The organism is Bradyrhizobium sp. CCBAU 11386 (assembly GCF_028128955.1).
Lineage (GTDB): Bacteria > Pseudomonadota > Alphaproteobacteria > Rhizobiales > Xanthobacteraceae > Bradyrhizobium.
This window is the reverse complement of sequence record NZ_LBKA01000244.1, coordinates 99,308-117,943: the sequence shown is the minus strand read 5'-3', so window position 1 is coordinate 117,943 and position 18,636 is coordinate 99,308. Positions and strand designations below refer to the sequence as shown.

The 18,636-nt window shown below is 64.6% G+C and carries 22 protein-coding genes; 6 read left to right on the top strand and 16 right to left on the bottom strand.

The genetic code is table 11. The features are described 5' to 3' along the window. Positions 1-43 precede the first annotated feature (43 nt). The gene (locus tag XI09_RS28860) at positions 44-688 is read left to right on the top strand and encodes a glutathione S-transferase family protein (RefSeq protein WP_271569852.1); all 645 of its coding nucleotides are present in this window, start codon (positions 44-46) and stop codon (positions 686-688) included. Between the two features lie 17 nt (positions 689-705). Next, complete coding sequence (locus XI09_RS28855) at positions 706-1,140, top strand: DUF6157 family protein (RefSeq protein WP_271569851.1); 435 nt, start codon at positions 706-708, stop codon at positions 1,138-1,140. On the opposite strand, the gene XI09_RS28850 is transcribed toward XI09_RS28855, so the two are convergent. From XI09_RS28850 to XI09_RS28835, 4 genes are all read right to left on the bottom strand, one after another. Continuing rightward, positions 1,141-1,926: an enoyl-CoA hydratase/isomerase family protein gene (locus XI09_RS28850; protein ID WP_271569850.1), complete on the bottom strand. Its 786-nt coding sequence runs from the start codon at positions 1,924-1,926 to the stop codon at positions 1,141-1,143. A gap of 12 nt (positions 1,927-1,938) precedes the next feature. Continuing rightward, positions 1,939-3,048: a cyclic nucleotide-gated ion channel gene (locus tag XI09_RS28845; protein WP_271569849.1), complete on the bottom strand. Its 1,110-nt coding sequence runs from the start codon at positions 3,046-3,048 to the stop codon at positions 1,939-1,941. Positions 3,049-3,223: 175 nt separating this feature from the next. Continuing rightward, positions 3,224-3,442, bottom strand: a complete 219-nt coding sequence (locus XI09_RS28840; protein WP_271569848.1) for a hypothetical protein — start codon at positions 3,440-3,442, stop codon at positions 3,224-3,226. 123 nt (positions 3,443-3,565) lie between these two features. Beyond that, positions 3,566-5,011, bottom strand: coding sequence for a TAXI family TRAP transporter solute-binding subunit (locus tag XI09_RS28835; protein ID WP_271569847.1), 1,446 nt, complete (start codon positions 5,009-5,011; stop codon positions 3,566-3,568). Positions 5,012-5,414: 403 nt separating this feature from the next. Here XI09_RS28835 and XI09_RS28830 point away from each other — a divergent pair, with 403 nt between their 5' ends. Together XI09_RS28830 and XI09_RS28825 are read left to right on the top strand one after the other, a co-directional pair. Further along, positions 5,415-5,762: a DUF3307 domain-containing protein gene (locus XI09_RS28830; RefSeq protein ID WP_271569846.1), complete on the top strand. Its 348-nt coding sequence runs from the start codon at positions 5,415-5,417 to the stop codon at positions 5,760-5,762. A gap of 344 nt (positions 5,763-6,106) precedes the next feature. Continuing rightward, on the top strand, positions 6,107-6,505 hold the full coding sequence (locus XI09_RS28825) for a hypothetical protein (RefSeq protein WP_271569845.1): 399 nt from the start codon (positions 6,107-6,109) through the stop codon (positions 6,503-6,505). Here XI09_RS28825 and XI09_RS28820 read toward each other — a convergent pair. Beyond that, positions 6,502-6,825, bottom strand: a complete 324-nt coding sequence (locus XI09_RS28820) for a YkgJ family cysteine cluster protein (RefSeq protein WP_177234507.1) — start codon at positions 6,823-6,825, stop codon at positions 6,502-6,504. The two genes, XI09_RS28825 and XI09_RS28820, sit on opposite strands and share 4 nt — an antisense overlap. Before the next feature lie 5 nt (positions 6,826-6,830). Then, a complete protein-coding gene (locus tag XI09_RS28815) occupies positions 6,831-7,529 on the bottom strand; it encodes a helix-turn-helix transcriptional regulator (RefSeq protein WP_092187331.1) in 699 nt (232 codons plus the stop codon). 124 nt (positions 7,530-7,653) lie between these two features. Between XI09_RS28815 and XI09_RS28810 the strand changes: the two genes are divergently transcribed. Together XI09_RS28810 and XI09_RS28805 are read left to right on the top strand one after the other, a co-directional pair. Then, the gene (locus XI09_RS28810) at positions 7,654-7,917 is read left to right on the top strand and encodes a hypothetical protein (protein ID WP_271569844.1); all 264 of its coding nucleotides are present in this window, start codon (positions 7,654-7,656) and stop codon (positions 7,915-7,917) included. 35 nt (positions 7,918-7,952) lie between these two features. Then, the gene (locus tag XI09_RS28805; protein WP_271569843.1) at positions 7,953-8,681 is read left to right on the top strand and encodes a glutathione S-transferase family protein; all 729 of its coding nucleotides are present in this window, start codon (positions 7,953-7,955) and stop codon (positions 8,679-8,681) included. A 205-nt stretch (positions 8,682-8,886) separates the two neighbouring features. Here XI09_RS28805 and XI09_RS28800 read toward each other — a convergent pair whose 3' ends face one another. From XI09_RS28800 to XI09_RS28755, 10 genes are all read right to left on the bottom strand, one after another. Beyond that, a complete protein-coding gene (locus XI09_RS28800) occupies positions 8,887-10,038 on the bottom strand; it encodes an ABC transporter substrate-binding protein (protein WP_271569842.1) in 1,152 nt (383 codons plus the stop codon). 81 nt (positions 10,039-10,119) lie between these two features. Further along, positions 10,120-10,539: an acyl-CoA thioesterase gene (locus XI09_RS28795; RefSeq protein WP_271569841.1), complete on the bottom strand. Its 420-nt coding sequence runs from the start codon at positions 10,537-10,539 to the stop codon at positions 10,120-10,122. Positions 10,540-10,722: 183 nt separating this feature from the next. Then, complete coding sequence (locus XI09_RS28790; RefSeq protein WP_271569840.1) at positions 10,723-11,484, bottom strand: SDR family NAD(P)-dependent oxidoreductase; 762 nt, start codon at positions 11,482-11,484, stop codon at positions 10,723-10,725. Positions 11,485-11,509: 25 nt separating this feature from the next. Then, complete coding sequence (locus XI09_RS28785; RefSeq protein ID WP_271569839.1) at positions 11,510-13,393, bottom strand: feruloyl-CoA synthase; 1,884 nt, start codon at positions 13,391-13,393, stop codon at positions 11,510-11,512. Next, complete coding sequence (locus tag XI09_RS28780) at positions 13,390-14,199, bottom strand: crotonase/enoyl-CoA hydratase family protein (protein WP_011090568.1); 810 nt, start codon at positions 14,197-14,199, stop codon at positions 13,390-13,392. Before XI09_RS28780 ends, XI09_RS28785 begins: the two co-directional genes overlap by 4 nt. 128 nt (positions 14,200-14,327) lie before the next feature. Further along, complete coding sequence (locus XI09_RS28775; protein ID WP_271569838.1) at positions 14,328-15,008, bottom strand: DUF2270 domain-containing protein; 681 nt, start codon at positions 15,006-15,008, stop codon at positions 14,328-14,330. Between the two features lie 79 nt (positions 15,009-15,087). Beyond that, positions 15,088-15,549: a DUF3237 domain-containing protein gene (locus XI09_RS28770; protein ID WP_271569837.1), complete on the bottom strand. Its 462-nt coding sequence runs from the start codon at positions 15,547-15,549 to the stop codon at positions 15,088-15,090. A 12-nt stretch (positions 15,550-15,561) separates the two neighbouring features. Further along, a complete protein-coding gene (locus XI09_RS28765) occupies positions 15,562-16,881 on the bottom strand; it encodes a TRAP transporter large permease (protein WP_271569836.1) in 1,320 nt (439 codons plus the stop codon). Positions 16,882-16,883: 2 nt separating this feature from the next. Next, positions 16,884-17,393 (bottom strand): TRAP transporter small permease, encoded by a 510-nt coding sequence (locus XI09_RS28760; protein WP_025575305.1) that lies wholly within the window; start codon positions 17,391-17,393, stop codon positions 16,884-16,886. Between the two features lie 219 nt (positions 17,394-17,612). Then, positions 17,613-18,629: a TRAP transporter substrate-binding protein gene (locus XI09_RS28755; RefSeq protein ID WP_271569835.1), complete on the bottom strand. Its 1,017-nt coding sequence runs from the start codon at positions 18,627-18,629 to the stop codon at positions 17,613-17,615. Between the last annotated feature and the right edge of the window lie 7 nt (positions 18,630-18,636).

Here is an 18,636-nt window from a genome sequence, read left to right as displayed (position 1 = left end):
TTACAAGGTGCGCACCGCCAGACGGCGCCCGAGGAGACCTGCCATGACCGATCCGAACCGCATCATGCTGTATTATTCGCCGCAAAGCCGCGCCACCGGCACGCGGGTGCTGCTGGAGGAACTGGGGGCTCCCTACGATCTCCATGTCCTCAACATGAAGGCCGGCGAGCAGCGGCAGGGCGCCTATCTCGCGATCAACCCGCTCGGCAAGGTGCCGGCGATCCGCCATCGCGATGCGCTGGTGACCGAACAGGTCGCGATCACGATCTATCTCGCGGATCTGTTTCCGCAGGCCGGGCTGACGCCCGCGTTGAACGATCCGCTGCGCGGCCCTTATCTGCGCTGGATCGCCTATTACGGCGCGTCGTTCGAGCCGGCCCTGATCGACAAGTTCATGCAGCGTGAGCCCGCGCCGATCACGCAATCGCCCTATGCCGATTACGACACCATGCTCGGCGCGCTCGAGGCGCAGCTGTCGAAGGGCCCGTATCTGCTCGGCGAGCGCATGACGGCCGCCGACGTCCTGTGGGGCGTCGCGCTCAGCTGGACCATGATGTTTGGCATCGTGCCGAAAAAAGATGTATTCGTTCGCTATGCCGAGCGCATGACCTCGCGTCCCGCGTTCCAGCGGATCAATGCCGCCGACGGTGAGATGGCGGCGCAGCATGCCGCGGCTGCTGGTGGTTGAATGAACCAGGGTTGCAGATGACGAAGCCGATGCACACGACCAACTGCTTCAACACCTTCATCCAGGTGGCTGAAGACTGTCCCGCGCGTACTGGCGAGCAGCCGCCGCTCCGGGCGGGGAAGCCGACGGTGGCGTGCCTGCAATACGGGATGATCGCCAAGGCGCCCTACAAATACACGTCTGACGACGTGATCTTCGCGACGTCTGCGCCGGGACGCGATCTCGACGTGAAGGCGACGAAAACGGAGAAGCATGCGGCCCGCGAAGCGTTCTTTTCCCGGGGGCAGGCGTGCATGAGGGCGTCGAGCCTGGGCAAGCGCTTCGGCTGGGGCGTTCATGCCGACAGTGAGGGCCGGATCGCGATCTACGCCATCGACAGCAAACGCTACCAGGCGCTCGTCCGCGATCCCAAGCTCACGCAGGTGCGCGCGATGCGGTCGAAGCGAGCCTGATCAGAATTTTGGCGGCCGCTTCTCCGCGAACGCCTTGATGCCTTCCTTGATCTCGTCGCCGCGCATGCTGTCGCGGTGGCGCTGGTCGGCGGCTTGTTCGTCCAATTCGCCGCGGGCGAACTCGTTGATGGCGCGCTTCATGCCGCGCATCGCCTGTGGCGCGTTGCCGGCGAGGACGCCGGCGAGCTTGTCGACCTCCTCGTCCAGGAATTCCACCGGCACCATGGCGGTGAGATAGCCGATGCGCAGCATCTCCGGCGCGCTGATCTTCTGCGCGGTGAGGAACAGCCTTTTGGCATTGTCGACGCCGAGCCGCGTCACGTAGCGTTTGATGCCGCTCCTGTAATAGTGCAGCCCGAGCCGCGCTGCCGGCATGAACATCTCGGCGGTGTCGACGCCGATGCGGAAATCGCAGGCGAGCGCGAGGTCGGTCGAGCCGCCATAGACGCCGCCGTTGAGCCGGCAGATCGTCGGCACGCCGAGATCCTCCAGCCGGTTGACGACCACTTCGAAGGCGGAGCCCGCGCTCTGCTGCTCGTTTGCGCTCACCGCCCGCTCGGCGACCGAATTCAGATCATAGCCCGCCGAGAACGCGCGCCCGGTGCCGGTCAGCACCAGCACGCGGATCGCGGGATCGGCCTCGATCCGGTCGAACAGTTTGACGAGCTCGCCGAGATCTTCGGCCTGGAGCCGGTTGAGATGCTTGGGACGGTTGAGGCGGATGGTGGCGCGCGCGCCGTCGCGTTCGAGGACGGGGCCTGAGGCTGCGTCGGCCATATCCGACATTCTTGTCTCCCTTTAGCTGTTTTCGAGTGCGCGCCGCTTCGCCTCGGCGTCGATGGTCTCGGCGAGGTCAGGATGCCGCGCCATCAGCACGCGGAAATCGACGAGGTCGAGCACCAGGAGCCGCGACACCTTCGTGGTCGAGACGTTGGCGCCGCGCATGTTGTTGCCGAGCAGCGCCATCTCACCGAAGAAGGCGCCCTCGCCGAGCTGCACCTTCTTGCCCGGCAGGTCGACCTCGACTTCGCCGGCGGCGATGAAATACATGCAGTCGCCCTGCGCGCCCTTGCGGATGATCATGGTGCGCGCCGGCAGCTCCATGGTGCGCAGCATGTGGGTGACGTCGGCGATGGCCGCTGGTCCAAGCGCTGCGAAGAACGGCACCTTGCTGACGGATTCCCAGGTCTTGAGGAAATTGTCGCGCCGGGTCTCCGCGGCAAAGCCGGTTGCCAGGATACCGGTCCAGAGGCCGAACACGCCGAGGCCTGAGATCATCACCAGCGCCGCCACCATGCGCCCCAGAGGCGTCACCGGCACGACGTCGCCATAGCCGGTCGTCGTCAAGGTCACCACCGCCCACCACAGCGCCGCCGGCACGCTGCCGAAGGTCTGCGGCTGCACGTCCCGCTCCAGGAAATATTCGGCGACGGAGGCGAGGAAAACCACCATCAGGAAGATCACGAGCACGCTGACCAGGGGTCCCGATTCCAGTACCAGGACACGGCGGAGCTGGCGCAGGCCCGGAATGCCCGGCACCACCTTCAGCACCCAGAGCACGCTGAGGAGCCAGGCCGTCCGGAGCTCGACGCCGAGAACCAGCGCGACCGGCACGGCCAGCGCTCCGATCGCATCGACGATGCCGGCGGAGGAGGACATGTAGAGCGCAAGGCGCTCCGTTCGCCTCATGTGGCGCAGCCGGACGACCCATTCGAACACGAAATAGGCGAGGCAGGCCCACAGCAGGGCATCGACCCAGCGGGGCGCCGTCTCATAGGCCGGGTTGACCGTCAGCAGCACCATGCTGAGCACGCCGACGCCGACCGCAACATAGGCCGCCTTGGTCATGTTGCGGCCGGCCGTGGCGGCCACGAACTGGGCCAGTGCGGAGATCAGCGGCTTGGACATGCGGGAAGGTGGCTCGGTCTTGGCTTTAGCGGTCTTCGCTTTAGCAGTCTTGGCTTTTGTGGTCCCGGCTGGGACTTCGCTGCCAAAGTGCCTGCCCGGGCCGGGGCCGTCAACGACGGGCGCGGGCCGCGGCAAATGGGAAGACGGAGGCGGGGTGCGGCAGCCGGTCCTGCCGCTACCTGAAATGCGGCGGCTCGTCGTAGCCGCGGCGGCTGCTGAAGAACAGCAGGACCATCAGGCCGATGCCGACGATGACGGAAAATCCCGCCCCCAGCGCGAGGGCCACATAGCCTTCCGTCGGGATCGGCTCGCCTTCGACCGCCATCGCGGAATAAGCGAAATAGCCAACCGCTGCCAGCATTCCCAGGAGGCAGATCACGAGGAGTATACGCATGGCGCGTTCTCCGGTTGTATCCGGAAACCAACGGTTGCGGGTGGGGAGGGTTCCAGAGTTCCGGCCGCTGATCCACCGGCAAGGCTTCCGCCAGCCCCGCCCTGCGGGCGCCAGCCCGGCGGATCAAGCGCTCTGCGCGGTCTTGACCACCACGACGTTGCTGTCGTCGTGCTGCGGAGGGCCGGCATCGTGGGCGGTCTTGTCGATCTCGCCGGCACGGCGTTTCAGGTAGTCGCGACGCATGCCGATCTCGTCGCGGACGAATTCGTAGCCGAGCTTGAAGGTGTCGAGCCCGTCGGTACTGATCGTGCCGTCTCGGAGGCCGATGACCGCGCCGCGCAGGATGCCTTCCAGCTCGTCCTGGAGACATTCGAGCTGATCCAGCGAGTGGGCGTGCTCGATGCGCTCGCCGATGTCGAGGATGGCGGTGGAGAGCTCGCTGGCCTTCTCCGGCGCGATCCGGGTGATCTTGGCGTAGATCGCGGCGAAGATCGAGCCGATGACGCTGAGCGCGGCGGCGCCGAGATACATCAGGTCGCTGTATTTATCCATGAACGACTTGGTGTCGTCGTTGATGTAATCGGCCGCGCCCTGATGCGCCATCACATAGGCGTCCTTCTCGACGGAGGCCGGCTCGATCCTGCTGGCGAAGCCGCTGTCGAGCCCGAGGGCGGACTTGTTCTCGTAGACGGTGCGCGCCAGTTCGCCCGCCGTGGTCGCCGACATCCTGGATTGCGCGACCAGCAGCCATTCGAGCCCGATCGTTTCGAGATCGTCGTCGGGAATTTCAGGCGAGGCCGACAACGTGCCGGCCGTCAGCGTCTCGTCGGAAATGCCGGGGAATTTGCGTGCCAGCGCCTTGGTCTCGTCGATTGCGTTGAGCGTGAAGCCGCCGCGTTTGGCGACCTGCTCATAGGCCTTGTCCCGCACCGCTTTCGAGGTGTGGACGATGGCGATCACCGCACCGAAGCCGTTTCCCGGCGCAAGCAGCTTGTCGAGCGTTGTGCCCTGCGGCGCCATCTGGATCTTCGTGGCGTCCGGACCGTCGGGGATGTCGAGGATGCTGCGGACGAAGGCGAGCGAGGATTCGTTCTCGGCGAGGACTGCGACCTTCTTCTTCTTCAGCTCGGCAAGCGACTTGATCTTCTTGTTGCCGGGTCCGAGCAGGAGCACGAGGTCGTGCTCGAGGATCGCGAGCGTGCGCGCCCGCAGCGGTACCTTGGCGTCGGTGCGCAACACCGCGAGATCGGCCTGCTTGCGGTCGAACTGGGCGAGCGCCTTGGCATTGTCAGGGTTGTTGACGATCTTGATGCGGAAGCGCGAGGCGTTGTTCTTCAGGAGTGCGGCGAGCTTGGCCGCGAACACCGCCTCGTCGCTGTTGGGTGCGCCGACGGCAAAGGTCAGCGTCTCCGAATTGTGCACCAGCATGCGGCCGGCCCAGACGGTGGCAAGCGACAGCAGCAGGGTCAGCACGACGTACAGCAGAACTTGCTGCTGATTGGTCTTGATCACCTTGGGGCGCCGGGGCGGCGGTTCGACCGACGATGTGGTCGGGCCTTCAGTACTCATGGCAGCACTCTGGCCTTATTCTGGGTTTCGGGCGGCTCGCGGATCTGATCGCTGCGTGCGCCCTGTAATTCGTAAACGCCTGAAAAAAGAACGATATTCTCTACCAACAATGATAGCGCTAAGGTCACGGAATGCAAATTTCGAGCCGAAGGTAACCTTACTCAACGCCGGCGCGGCGATGGGTCATCCTATCACCAGTTAGCCACAGTTGGCGATTTTCCGGTTCCCCCCGGCTGCATTCCGCTGCGGGAGATGTCATAAATCAGAGGTCCCGGCGATCTGACCGGCCCAAGAAGAAGTTGCTCTGAACGCTCCAATCTTTCTTGTCACGTCAATGAGGGCGTCAGCTTTGTCGTTTCCACCCATGTCATCGGCGGTTCCGGTTGAGGCGCTCATTGGCTGGATGTTGTTGCTCACGTTCAAGCACATCATCGCTGATTTCGTCCTCCAGACCGCCTGGATGGCGCATGGCAAGGACCAGAAGCACGGCTGGGCCCTGCCGCTCCTGGTGCATTGCCTGATTCACCTTGCGGTTGCGCTGCCGCTGATCCTGATTGTCGCGCCGAAATTCTGGTTCGTGGCGCTGATCGATTTCGTGATCCACATCACGATCGACCGGGCCAAGGGCTTCGTCTCGGCCAATTTCGCTGTCGACCTTGCGCATCCCTGGTTCTGGACCCTGATCGGCGTCGACCAGGCGCTGCACCATCTCACCGGGTTCGGCCTCTCCATCTTCATGGCAGCAAACTGAGGCAGGCGGCCTTGGCGCAGGTCATCGCCTATCGGCATCCACAGGCCGTCGTCATGCCCGGGCTTGCTCCGGGCATCCACGTTCTTCGTGCCACGTGGTCAGACGTGGATGGCCGGGACATAGGCGAGCGGAAGCGACGCCGTCCTTCGGACGGCTATGCCCGGCCATGACGCCGGGTAGGCCCTGGTGATCAACTCCCAGGTTATGCGCGGCCGCCCACGCGGCTCCCCGTCCGCCTCTGATTCGCGGGGAGCGCGCAAGCACCCCGGGTGACTACCGCCCCGGGTGGTTAACCTTTCGTTAGAGAATTGCGCTGCATCTTCCCCACACGAGGGAGAATTGCAATGTTTTCAAGCCGCGACGCCTTTGAAAGCGATTTCTGCCCGGTCCGCGACGAGCTCCTTGGCGAGATGTATCGCGCCAGCGAGAGCGGGCTGCCGAGGCTGGTTGAGAGTGTTTCCCCTGACGCACGCGCGAAGCTGGCGCTGTTCTGCTATCGCCGCAGCCATTTGCATTCGCTGGCGGTCGCGATCGCAGGCAGCTGTAGCGAGCGCGACCTGATCGAGAACGGCGGCCGTGTCGGCTCGACGCTCTACGCGCTGTCACGCGAACGCGTAACCAAATCCTCGCCGTCGCTGTCGGGAGGCCGCAAGCCGATCACGCTGTCGACCAAGCCGCTCTCGGTGCTTGCACCGCTCGATGACGAGCTCGACGACGAGATCAGCGAAGCTGTTCCCGCTTAAGAGTTCGCGATCATCGGCAGCCCGAACTTCCGCCGCGCCATCGCGCATTCGGCATCGCCCGGCATGCAGGTGCGGCAGACCTCCGGCCGCACGGCGTAGATACCGCAGGCGGTCTCTTTCCCGATCTCCCCACGCAACGCCGAGCAGCGGTCGCCTTCGCAGCGCATGCCTGACTGCCGCGCATTGACGAGCGCCTCCGGGATCGCCGCAAGCTCCTCGTCGCTCTCGATCGAGAAGCGCGGCCAGTTCTCCGAATAGCCGCAGCAGGCGCCGCAGCTCTGGCAGCAGCTCGACAGGTCGATGGGGGATGTCTCGTCCATCGTCGTCACGTGTCCTTTGGCGGGCCCCAGACCAGGCTCTGCCGCCATCTTGCGCGCAGCACGTCGCGCCGCTCCGGATATTTCTCGTCGAGATAAGTCGCGTCCACGACGCGGTCGGTGCGGAAGCTGCGGAAGTCGCTGCGCAGCTCGCACCAGGCCGCGAGCAGGCGCACGGCTTCGAGATAACCGACCGAGATCGGCCAGATCATGCGCTCGCTGGGGCGGCCCTGCTCGTCGCGATAGCGCAGCATGATCTTCTTGCCTTCGTGGATCTGGGTGCGCGTGCGCGCCATGTCGAGGCGGTCCGGCTCCCTGTTCCAGCTCGGCCGCGCGCGGCTCGCGGGCTCCAGCACGAAGGGGCGCAGGCGCTCAGGCACGGTGTCGGCGATCTTGGCCATCAGATCTTCGGCCGCGCGCGCCAGTGTGGAATCGGCATGGCCCGCGACCCATTGCGCGCCCAGCACCGCCGCCTCGATCTCGTCGGGTGTCAGCATGAGGGGCGGCAGGTCAAAACCCTTTTCCAGGATGTAGCCCATGCCGGCCTCGCCGCGGATCGGCACGCGCTGGCCGATCAGCGTCGCGATGTCGCGATAGATGGTGCGCTTCGAGGTCTCGAGCTCGGCCGCGATTGCATCCGCCGTCAGCGGCTTACGCGTGCGCCTCAGCACCTGGATGATCTGAAACAGCCGGTCGGCGCGTCTCATGACAATTCTCTTTCCAAATTCCTGACCGCAGCCCGCTCAAAATCCGGCGCGTGGATGCTGACAGGATGTTGGCAGCAGGGGGGGTCTATACCGGGACAACACGTCGACTGAAGAGGATTTGTCCATGATCGTCCCAACCCATTTCGGCTCGGCCGGTCCGCTGTGGCGGGCGCAGGCCATGCTGCACGCTTTGGCCTTCAGCCGCCTCATGTTTTTCGATCTCACCGTCGTCGACCTCCGCGTTGCGTTCGCGACCATGGTGACACGCTCGCTGATCCAGGCCGCGGACGCGCTGGTCCGCCACGTCATGGGCCGCGCCTGGCGAGGGGCCCGTTTCGCAGAAGATATCACGGCTGCTGCCACCATGGTGGCAGCAGCCCGTCATTAGGTTCCGTCAAGTTTCGCAGGTTCAGGAGAGCTCGCATGATCACGCTTTACGGCTTTGGCACCGGCTTCGGCCTGCCGGAAATCAGCCCCTTCGTCACCAAGACGGAGGTGCAGCTCAAGATGGCGGGACTGCCCTACCGGAAGGAGCGCGCGATGCCGCCCGCTTCGCCCAAGGGGCAGCTGCCGTTCATCGACGACGGCGGCGAGGCGGTGGCCGATTCCACCTTCATCCGCGCCCATATCGAGCGCCGCTACGGCTTCGATTTCGACGCCGGCCTGTCACTGGCCGAGCGCGCGCAGGCCTGGGCGTTCGAGCGCATGATCGAGCATCACGTCTATTGGGCACTGGTCGGCGCGCGCTGGGTCGATCCGGTCAACTTCGCCAAGGGCCCGTCGCACTTCTTCGACGGCGCGCCGGAACACAATCGCGAAAAATTGCGCGAGGATGCGCAATTCCGTGTCGCCGAGAACTACCTGCTCTCCGGCCTCGGCCGTCACGCGCCCGACGACGACGTCGATCTCGCCGTCCGCTCGCTGTTCGCGCTTTCGGTGCAGCTCGGCGACAAGTCCTATCTGATGGGCAACAAGCCCTGCGGCGTCGATGCCACCGCCTTTGGCATGCTCGCCGGAATCCTGTCGCCGTTCTTCGAATCCGGCTTGCGGCAGCGGGCCGAGGGCTTCCCGAACCTCACCGCCTATGTCGACCGCATGATGGACAATTACTATCCGGAGTTCGCCTGGACGCCGCTGCGGCAGGCGGCTTAGCGTCCATCTATTGCCGGCGTGTGGGGCACTGAGCTTCCACATCGTCATGGCCGGGCGTGTCCCGGCCATCCACGCCTTGCGGCAGGGTCCAAAGAACGTGGATGCCCGGGACAAGCCCGGGCATGACGACCAGAGAGTCTGGAACTGAAAACAAAAGAGCCGGCCCAACGGGCCGGCTCTCGCCGTCTTAAAACTCTCGTGGCGCTTACTTCACCAGCGTGTACTTGCCGTTCTTCACCGTGAGCAGGATGCGCGAGCGCTCGTCGAGGCCGTAGCGGTCCTTTTCGGTGAAGTTGTAGACGCCCTGGCTCGCCGCCAGCTCCTTCTCCGACAGCAGCGCCTGGCGGATGGCTTCGCGGAATTCCGGCGTGCCGGGCTTGGCCGTCTTCAGTGCCGTCGGGATGATGCGCTTCAGGATCTCGAAGGCATCATAGGAATGGCCGGCGAACTGGCTGCGGCTGTTCGGGCCGTACTTGCCTTCATAGGCCGAGTTGAGCGCAAGGCCCGGCTTCTTGGTGGCGGCTTCGTCCGGCTGGTCCTCGGGATCCATCACGGGGCCCGAGGCCATCAGCACGCCTTCGGCCGCTTTGCCGGCGATGCGGATGAAGTCCATGCTGGCCGCGCCGTGGGTCTGGTAGATCAGGCCTTGATAGCCGCGCTCGCGCAGCTCGGTCTGCGGCAGCGCGGCCGCGGTGCCGGAGGCGCCGACCAGGATCGCGTCGGGATTGGCGGCGACGAGCTTGAGCACCTGTCCGGTCACCGACGTATCGGGACGGGCGAAGCGCTCCTCGTCCGCGATGGTCATGCCCATCGGCACGGCCTGCGCCTTCAGGTCGTTGAACCAGAGGTCGCCGTAGGAATCGGAGTAGCCGATATAGCCGAGGGTCTTCACACCCTTCGACTTCATGTGATCGTACAGCACCTTGCCCACGATCGGGATCGGCTGCGGCATCGCCACCGACCACTTCATGCGTTCCGGCGTGATCGGGAACGGCGCGAGGCCGAAATGCGGGATGCCGGCTTCGTTGGCGACGTTGGAGACCGCGATGGTCGGAGGCGTCAGCGCCGAGCCCATGATGATGTCGGCCTTGGATTCCGTCACGAAGCGGCGGGCATTGGTGGTCGCGGTGGTGGGATCGCCGCCGTCGTCGAGCACGATCACCTTCAGCGGAACGCCGCCGATCTCCTTCGGCACGAATTCCAGCGCGTTGCGCTCGGGAATGCCGAGGGCGGCGCCCGGGCCGGTCGTGGTGGTGGTGATGCCGATGGTGATTTCGCTGGTCTGCGCCAGCGCGGGCAGGGCCCGCAGGGCAAGCGTCGCCGCGGCGATGGCGGCGGTCAGGTAAAAGCGTTTCATCTATTATTCCTCCCTTGACGTGTTTCCTTGAAAGCAGAAATCGGGGGGTAATTCAGCCCCCTCTTTTGGTGATGCGGCGATTTAGCTCCCCGTGAACTTGGTCACCATTTCCGCCGGAAACGGTGCCGATTTCAGCTTCTCTGGATTGGCCGGGTCGCGGCCGACCAGGACGCGGGTCTCGAATGCCTCGATCGCCAGCGCGTCGCCCTTGTAGACGTTGTGCTTCACCTCGAAGCTCGAGCGCTTGATGCTCTCGACCTTCGTCTCGATGGTGATCCAGTCGCCATAGGTCGAGGGGATGTAGAATTTGGCCCGCGTGTCGACCATGGGGATACCGACCAGGCCGTATTTGTGGACCAGGTCCTGTTTCGAGAAGCCGGCGGCCTCGAACAGGGTCGAGGTCGAATCGTCGAACATCGCGAAATAGCGCGGGTAGTAGACGATGTTGGCGGGGTCGCAATCGCCCCACTGGATCTGTACGTCGCGCCGGTTCACGAACATGCGTCTTGTGCCCGCTGGTGCTGTTTCTCACCTCTCCCGGAGGGAGAGGTCGAATTGCGAAGCAATTCGGGTGAGGGGGTACGGTCCCTCGATAGGGCAGAGCCCCTCACCCGGCGCTCCGCGCCGACCTCTCCCAAAGGGAGAGGTAAGGTCGAGGTCGCTGCTGCAATAGCGCCCATCAATTTACTTCGGCGCCATGCGCAGCGAGCCGTCGAGGCGCACCACCTCGCCGTTCAGGTACGAATTCTCGACCATGTGCAGCGCGAGCGCGGCGAACTCGTCGGCGTTGCCGAGCCGGCGCGGGAAGGGGATCGCGGCCGCGAGCGAATCCTGGGCTTCCTGCGGCAGGTTGGCGAGCAGCGGGGTGAGGAACAGGCCGGGAGCGATCGTCAGCACGCGGACGCCGAACTGTGCGAGCTCGCGCGCGATCGGCAGCGTCATGCCGACGATGCCGCCCTTCGAGGCCGAATAGGCCGACTGGCCGATCTGGCCGTCATAGGCGGCCACGGAGGCGGTGTTGATGATGACGCCACGCTCGCCGGTCGCCTGCGGCTCGAGCTTGGACATCTCGGTCGCGGCGAGGCGCAGCATGTTGAAGGTGCCGATCAAATTGACCTTGATCACCTTGTCGAAATCGGCGAGCGCCATCGGGCCGTCGCGGCCCACCACGCGCTTGGCAACGCCGATGCCGGCGCAATTGACCAGCACGCGCGCGGGGCCGTGGGCCTTGGTCGCCTGCGCGATCGCAGCCTCAGCGGAGGCGGCATCGGAGACGTCGCAAGTTACGGCCACGCCCTTGATCTCGGCGGCAACGGTTTCTGCGAGCTTGGTATTGAGGTCGAACACCGCGACCTTGGCGCCCTGCGCCGCCAGTTTTCGCGCGGTGGCCGCGCCCAGCCCCGATGCGCCGCCGGTAACGATGGCTGCCTGATCCTTCAACAACATGGCGTTCTCCTGTAGTGATGATTTCTTAGCCGACCGATATCACACGGTCCGATGGATTGGCAGCGTAGAGCTCCTCGATCAGGGCGCCGCGATGCTCCAGCACTGCGCGCTGGTTGATCGAGCCCTTGTCGGTGACCTCGCCCTTGTCGATCGAAAGCGGCGTGTCCATCAGGATCGCGCGCGTGATCCGCGTCGAGGAGCCGGTGGCCGAGCCGAGGAAACTGGTCAGGCGCTCGCGAAAGGCCTCACGCACCAGCCGGTCGCGCGTCGCGACGACGAGATCGTCGGCCGGCAGCGTCGGGTTGATCAGCCGGCAGCCGTCGAGGTCGAGCACGACCAGCGCGGAGACCTCGTCGCGGTTGATGCCGGCAATGACGACGTCGCGCACCAGCGGTGCGCAGGCCGCAACGAAGCGCGCGCGTAGGGGGCCGACGCTGACCCAGGTGCCGCTGCCGAGCTTGAAATCCTCGCTGACCCGGCCGTCGAAATCGAAGCCGGCGTTGAGATCATCGGGATCGGCGGGCTTGAGCGCGTCGCCCATCATGTAAAATCCTTCCTCGTCGAAGGATTTTGCGGTGATGTCCGCCTGGCGCCAGTAGCCGGGCATCACGTTCGGCCCCTTGGCGCGGACCTCGAGCTTGCCGTTGTTCGGCACCAGCTTGGCGTCATTGCCTGAGACCGGCAACCCGACATGGCCGGAGCGGCTGGTGCGCGGATTGACCGACATGAAGAACGGCGCGGTCTCGGTCGCGCCAAGTCCGGTCAGCATCGGCACGCGATAGCCTTTTTCCTTCACCGCGAGCTCGTCGAGGCTGTTCCAGACGAACGGCGACAGCGCCGCACCCGAGAAGAACATCGCATGCAGCCGGTCGAAGAATTTCGCGCGCAGGCCCTGGTCGTCGCGCAGGTATGGCAGCAGCGACTCGTAGCCCTTGGGCACGTTGAAATAGACCGTCGGCGAAATCTCCTGGAGATTGCGCACGGTCTCCTCGATGCCGCCGGGCATCGGCTTGCCGGCGTCCAGATACATCGAGCCGCCATTGTAGAGCGTCAGCCCGATATTGTGGTTGCCGCCAAAAGTGTGATTCCAGGGCAGCCAGTCGATGATGACGGGCGGCTCGTCCTTGAGGAAGGCGAGCGTCTCGCGCAGCATCACCTGGTTGGCGCAGATCATGCGCTGGGTGTTGATGACGGCCTTGGGATTGCCGGTCGAGCCCGACGTCAGCAGGAATTTTGCGATCGTGTCGGGGCCGATCTTGCCGTGCACCGTGTCGAGATCGCCGCGGATCGGCGTCGCCATGAGATCGGCGAGCAGGGTGACGTCGCGGCCCGGCACATGGCCGAAAGACGCAGCGATCTCGGTGCCGAGCGAAACATTGGCGGCGAGTGCATCCGCGAACTTGTCGGCGTCCTCGGCGAAGACGAGGCCCGGCGTCAAGAGCTTCATCAGATAGGACAGCTTGCCGTAATCCTTCGACACCAGCGAATAGGCCGGCGACACCGGGCAGAACGGAACGCCGGCATAGAACGCGCCGAAGGCCAGAAGCGCATGGTCGATCGAATTGCCGGAGAGGATGACGACCGGCCGCTCCGCCGACAGGCCGCGCTGGATCAGCCCGGAGGCAATGTGCCGGCTCGCGGTGAGCAGCTCGGCATAGGTGATCTTGCGCCAGCCGCGGCCGCCTTCGCGCTCGGCCATGAAGACGCGGTCCGGCGTCGTCGCGGCCCAATGATGCAGGCGGTCGGTGATGCGGACGGGATAGTCGCCGAGCGGCTGCTTCGGCCGCAGGTAGATCGTCCCGTCCTCGCGCCGGTCGATGTTGACGACGGGATCGCCGAACGAAATGGGGCGCAGCGGGAAGGTGCTTGCGCCGCGCTCCGTGCTGGAAGAGGACGGCTGTGCACTCATGACTTTGGCTTCACCTTGGCGGTCTTGTGCTCGAGGAATTCGCGGATCCTGCGCTTGGCTTCCTTGTCGCTCTGCGCGACCGTCGCCATCAGCGATTCCATCAACAGGCCGGTCTGCGGATTGGCTTCCGCGATCATCGGCAGTGCCTGGAGCACGGCGAAATTCGTCAGCGGCGCGTTGGAGGCGATCTTGGTCGCAAGCTCCAGCGCCTTGCCGAGCCCGTTGCCGGCTTCCGTGAGATATTGCGCAAAACCGTAGGAGGCGCCTTCGGTCGCGCTATAGACGCGGCCGGTCAGCATCATGTCCATCATCCTGGCAACGCCGATCAGCCGCGGCAGCCGCACCGAGCCGCCGCCGCCGACGAAGATGCCGCGCTGCCCCTCCGGCAGCGCGAAATAGGTCGAGGGCTCGGCGACGCGGATATGGGCTGCGCAGGCGAGCTCCAGCCCGCCGCCGATCACGGCGCCCCTGAGCGCGGCGATCACGGGCACGCGGCTGTACTGGATGCGGTCGAACACCCGGTGCCACATCTGCGAATGGAGCAGGCCGCCGGTCGCGTCGTGCTCCGTCAGTTCGGACAGGTCGAGACCGCTGGAGAAATGGTCGCCGATGCCGTGGATGACGACCGCGCCGATATCCTCGGGCAGCGACGCAAAACACTCGCCGATTTCCAGGATGATGCCGTCATTGAGCGCATTGCGCTTGGCCGGCCGGTTCAGGCCCACGGTCAGAACCCGGTCCGCCCTCTCGATCCTCAACAGCCCGGAGGCGCCCGCGTCAGCGGTCTCGGCGTTTCCCTGTGTCATTTGCGTCCTTATCAGAATAGTTATGTTGTATAACGAATTTACAAGGAGTCAACAAGGGAGGCCCTCCCTGGCGTCGGGGCAGCTACGCTCGTCTCGGCTCCCTCAGGAACGGGTAGCCGCCGGTGTCATCAGCCCATCGCCACCTGGTCGCCCTTGGTCCCATGCTCGCGTTGGTCGAGCCACATCGTGCCGAGCGCAAACGCCAGCCACCCGAAATTGTAGGCAAAGCCCACGATCAGAACGACCCAGCCGGGAATCGGTCCGACGGCGGCGCGATCGATAAGTTCCGTCAAGGTCATTGCAGGCATCGGATGGATTGCAATCTTGCCGTAATAGGCTGTCGCCTGGATGGCGAGTATCCAGACGTAGTTGCGACGCAACCGCCGTCCGGCAGCGCGGACAAATGAAATGTGATGGCGGGGCGCAGTGTAGTCGCGCGCGAGAACAGCCTTCCAGCTATCATCGTGCGCTTCACCGGTGAAGATTGGCGCATAGAAATTCTTCTCCAGCCAACGGGCCCGGGCACGCCAGACATTGAAATAGCGATAACGCCGCGCCTCCATCCCGAGGAACACGGCAAGGAGCAGTCCGACGAGTACGAGTGGCAGAGGCGAAGCCTCCGGGCTCGCAAAGGTCGTCGACAGCGCGATGCCCATCGTGACGATCGCCCAATTGGTCGTGTTGTCGAGCCGCGTTCGCCAGATCGTCGAGCGATAGACCTCGCCGCGGTAGAGGTGAGCGATGGCGCCCATTTCGGCGGAGTCGAAGGTGTGTTGGGGGACTGGTTCGCTGGAAGCCATAAGAGACATGGTGGGACTCCCGTGGTCTGCACAACTTGGCGCAGATCACATTCTGAACCAGGTTCGCCCTGGGTCAAAGACCGATTCCTCACATCACCTGATGCACGTCGATCACGACGCGGTCCGCGTGGCGTGCGGCTGAAGCTACAAAAATGTGCTCCATCAGCCAGCGATACTTTTCATGCCCGGTCTCGAACCGCGGCACGGTCCGGAAATAGATCAGTTTTGGATCGACCGGCTCGCCGCGCTTGAGCCTCTGCAACAGCTCGACCGGGCCGAAGCGGATGCCCTTGTTCTCGACATAGACGATGGCGCCGTCGTCGGTCTCGAAGGCGTATTTTGCTTCAAGGTCGATCAGCTCGTTGGGGCGGATGGTCTGGAAGTCGGCGCCGAAGGAGAGAACCTTGCCGTTGACAGCGCCCTTCACCTCGGCGCCGACGATCGGGATGATGCGGCGCACGCCGATGCCGGTCTCGCCGGCGGTGACGACGTCGCCGATGCGGGCGGTGATGGTGAAGACGTACTTCGTCTCTAACGTCGGCGTGGTCATCGCTTCACCTCGTCAATGCGCCATCATCCGCGTCGGCAGCCACGTCGCCAGCAGCGGGAAGGCGATCAGGATCACCAGCCGCACCAGATCCGTCGCCACGAACGGGATCACGCCCTTGAAAATGGTGGAGAAGGAGACGTCCTTCACCACGCTCTTGATGACAAAGACGTTCATGCCCACCGGCGGATGGATCAGGCCGAGTTCGACCGTCATCACGATGATGACGCCGAACCAGATCGGGTCGAAGCCAAGATGCATGATGACGGGGAAGATGATCGGCACGGTCAGGATGATCATCGCCATGGCGTCCATCAGGCAGCCGAGCACGAGATACATCACCATGATCAGCGCCAGCACGCCGTAAGGGCCGAGGCCGAGGCCGGTGAGGAATTCCGTCACCTTCTGCGGCGTCTGCGTCACCGTGAGGAAATAGCCGAAGATCAGCGCGCCGATCAGCACGGTGAACACGGCGGCCGCGGTGCGCGTCGCCTGGAGCAGCGAGGCCAGAATCTTCTCGCGGTCGAGCCGGCCGGTCAGCACGCCGATGATGAAGGCACCGGTGGCGCCGACGCCGCCGGCTTCCGTCGGCGTGAAGCGCGGCAGGAAGGGCAGGCCGTAAAGGCCGCCGATGACGAAGACGAACAGCAGGACCGGCGCCCAGATCTCCTTCAACCCGGCAAAGCGCTCGCGCCACGGCAGCACCTTGCCCTTGGGCAGGAAGTCCGGCCGGAAGTATCCGATCAGGCCGATCGTGATCATGTACATCGTCATCGCCAGCAGGCCCGGAATGATGCCGGCGATGAAGAGCTTTCCGATGTCCTGCTCGGTGATGATGCCGTAGACCGCCAGCACGGTGGAGGGTGGCAGCATCGCCCCGAGCGTGCCGCCGGCCGCGATCACGCCGGTGGCGAACGACTGCGGATAGCCGAAGCGGCGCATCTCGGGGTAGGCGACGGCGGAGAAGGTCGCGGCGGTCGCAACCGAGGAGCCGCAGATCGCGGCAAAGCCGCCGCAGGCGCCGACGGTGGCGATGCCGAGCCCGCCGCGCAAGTGGCCGACAAATCCGTTGGCGGCGCGGAACAGCTCGCGGCTCATGCCGGAATGGCTGACGAAGGAGCCCATCAGCAGGAACATCGGGATGACGCCGAACGTGTAGTCGGTGACCGTCCGCATCGAGGTCTGGCCGACCAGTTTCAGCGCCGCCGTTCCGCTGACAAGGTAAGAGAAGCCGCAGACGCCGACCAGGCCCATGGCCATGCCGACGGGCACGCGCAGCAGCATCAGGGCGAACAGGGAAACGAAGCCGAGAACGGCGACGGCATCGGTGCTCATGGTTACTCCGTCGCCTTCAGCTTGGGGTCGTGCATTTCTTCGGGGTGGAAGATCAGCCGGTAGGTGCGGATCGCGATCAGCAGCACGGCCGAGACGTCGCCGATCCAGGCGACCGCGAAGAACGGCCATGTCGGCATGTGCATGTCGAAGGTCTGGACGTTGTCGTTGTAGGTGCCGCGCACCTTGTCGAACAGGGTCCAGGTCTGCACCGTGACGACGAACAGCAGCACCAGGGTCGCGAACACGTCGATCCAGCGCTGGTAGCGCGGCCCGACATTGCCCCAGACCAGATCGACCGTGATGTGGGTGCCGCGATAGGAGGTCGCGGCGATGCCCCAGAAGATCAGGATGCCGAGCAGCATGCGGCCGATGTCGAAGCTGTCGGGGATCGAATAGTTCAGCGTGTTGCGCAGCAGCACCGACAGGAAGATGTCGAGCGCGACGAGGCCGACGAAGCCGGCCGCGATCCATTCGATCGTGTCGATAAAGCGATCCATCCAGGCGCGCTTCATGGGTGTGTCCTACGTGATGTCATTGTGCTCTCGGCTCAGAAGGCGGTCGTTCGCCTCTCCCCGCTCGCGGGGAGAGGCCGGAATGCGCGCGCAAGCGCGGATTCCGGGTGAGGGGGCTCTCCGCGAGCCCATCTTTCACCATCTATGCGGAAGCAGCCCCTCACCCCAACCCTCTCCCCGTAAGAACGGGGAGAGGGGGAAGAAGAGACCGCCATCGCGCTACTCCGCCAGCGCGTTGTACTTCTTCAGCGAGGCCTTCAGGTCCGCCAATGTCGCGTCCGGATCTGCGCCGGCCTTCTTGGCGCCGTCGCTCCAGGTCTTGACCAGCGGCTCGGCGGCCTTCTTCCAGGCGGCGGTCTGCTCGGGGCTCAGCTTGTAGACCTCGTGGTCCGACTCCGCCTTCACCTTGCCGACGCCGGCGTCCTCGAACTTGCCCCAGTGCTCGCCGACCACGCCGGCCATCTCGACCGAGCAGTTCTTGTCGATCGCGGCCTTCTGTTTGTCGGACATCGCGTTGTACTTGTCCTTGTTGATCACGAACACGAAGGTCGTGGTGTAGAGCGGCGCCTCCATGTCGTACTTGGTCACCTTGTCGATGCCGAACAGCACCAGCGAGCCCCAGGGGAAGGTGACGCCGTCGGCGACGCCGCGCTCGATGATGTCGCGCACTTCGGGCGCGGAGGACTGCACATTGGTGCCGCCGAGCGAGGTGACGAAGTTCGCCATGGTGGCGTGCGCCGGGCGGATCTTCAGGCCCTTCACGTCCTCCGGCGTCACGATCTTCTTGGTGCGGGAGTGGAAGGACGAGGGTGAGTGGACGAAGGCGAGGCAGTATTTGACGTCCTTCATCTCCTTCTCGGCATATTTGCGATACCAGGCGTCGAGCCCCATCGAGCCGCCCTTGGCATCCGAGATCAGGAACGGCAATTCGCCGGCGCCGACGATCGGGAAGCGGCCGGGCTGGTAGCCGGGATTGACATAGGTGACGTCGGCGATGCCGTCGCGCGCCATGTCGTAATGATCGAACGCCTTGCCGAGCTGCTGGGCCGGAAACACCTTGCTCTTGATGGTGCCGCCGGAATCCTTCTCGACCGCGGCCGCCCAGTCTTCCAGCGATTTCTGGAGGGGATGCGAAGCGGGCACCCAGTGCGAGATCTTCAAATCGAAGGTCTTGTCCTGCGCGAACGCAGGCGTCACGCTTGCTGCGAGCAACAAAGCCAGGCAGGCTTTCCTCATCACACGT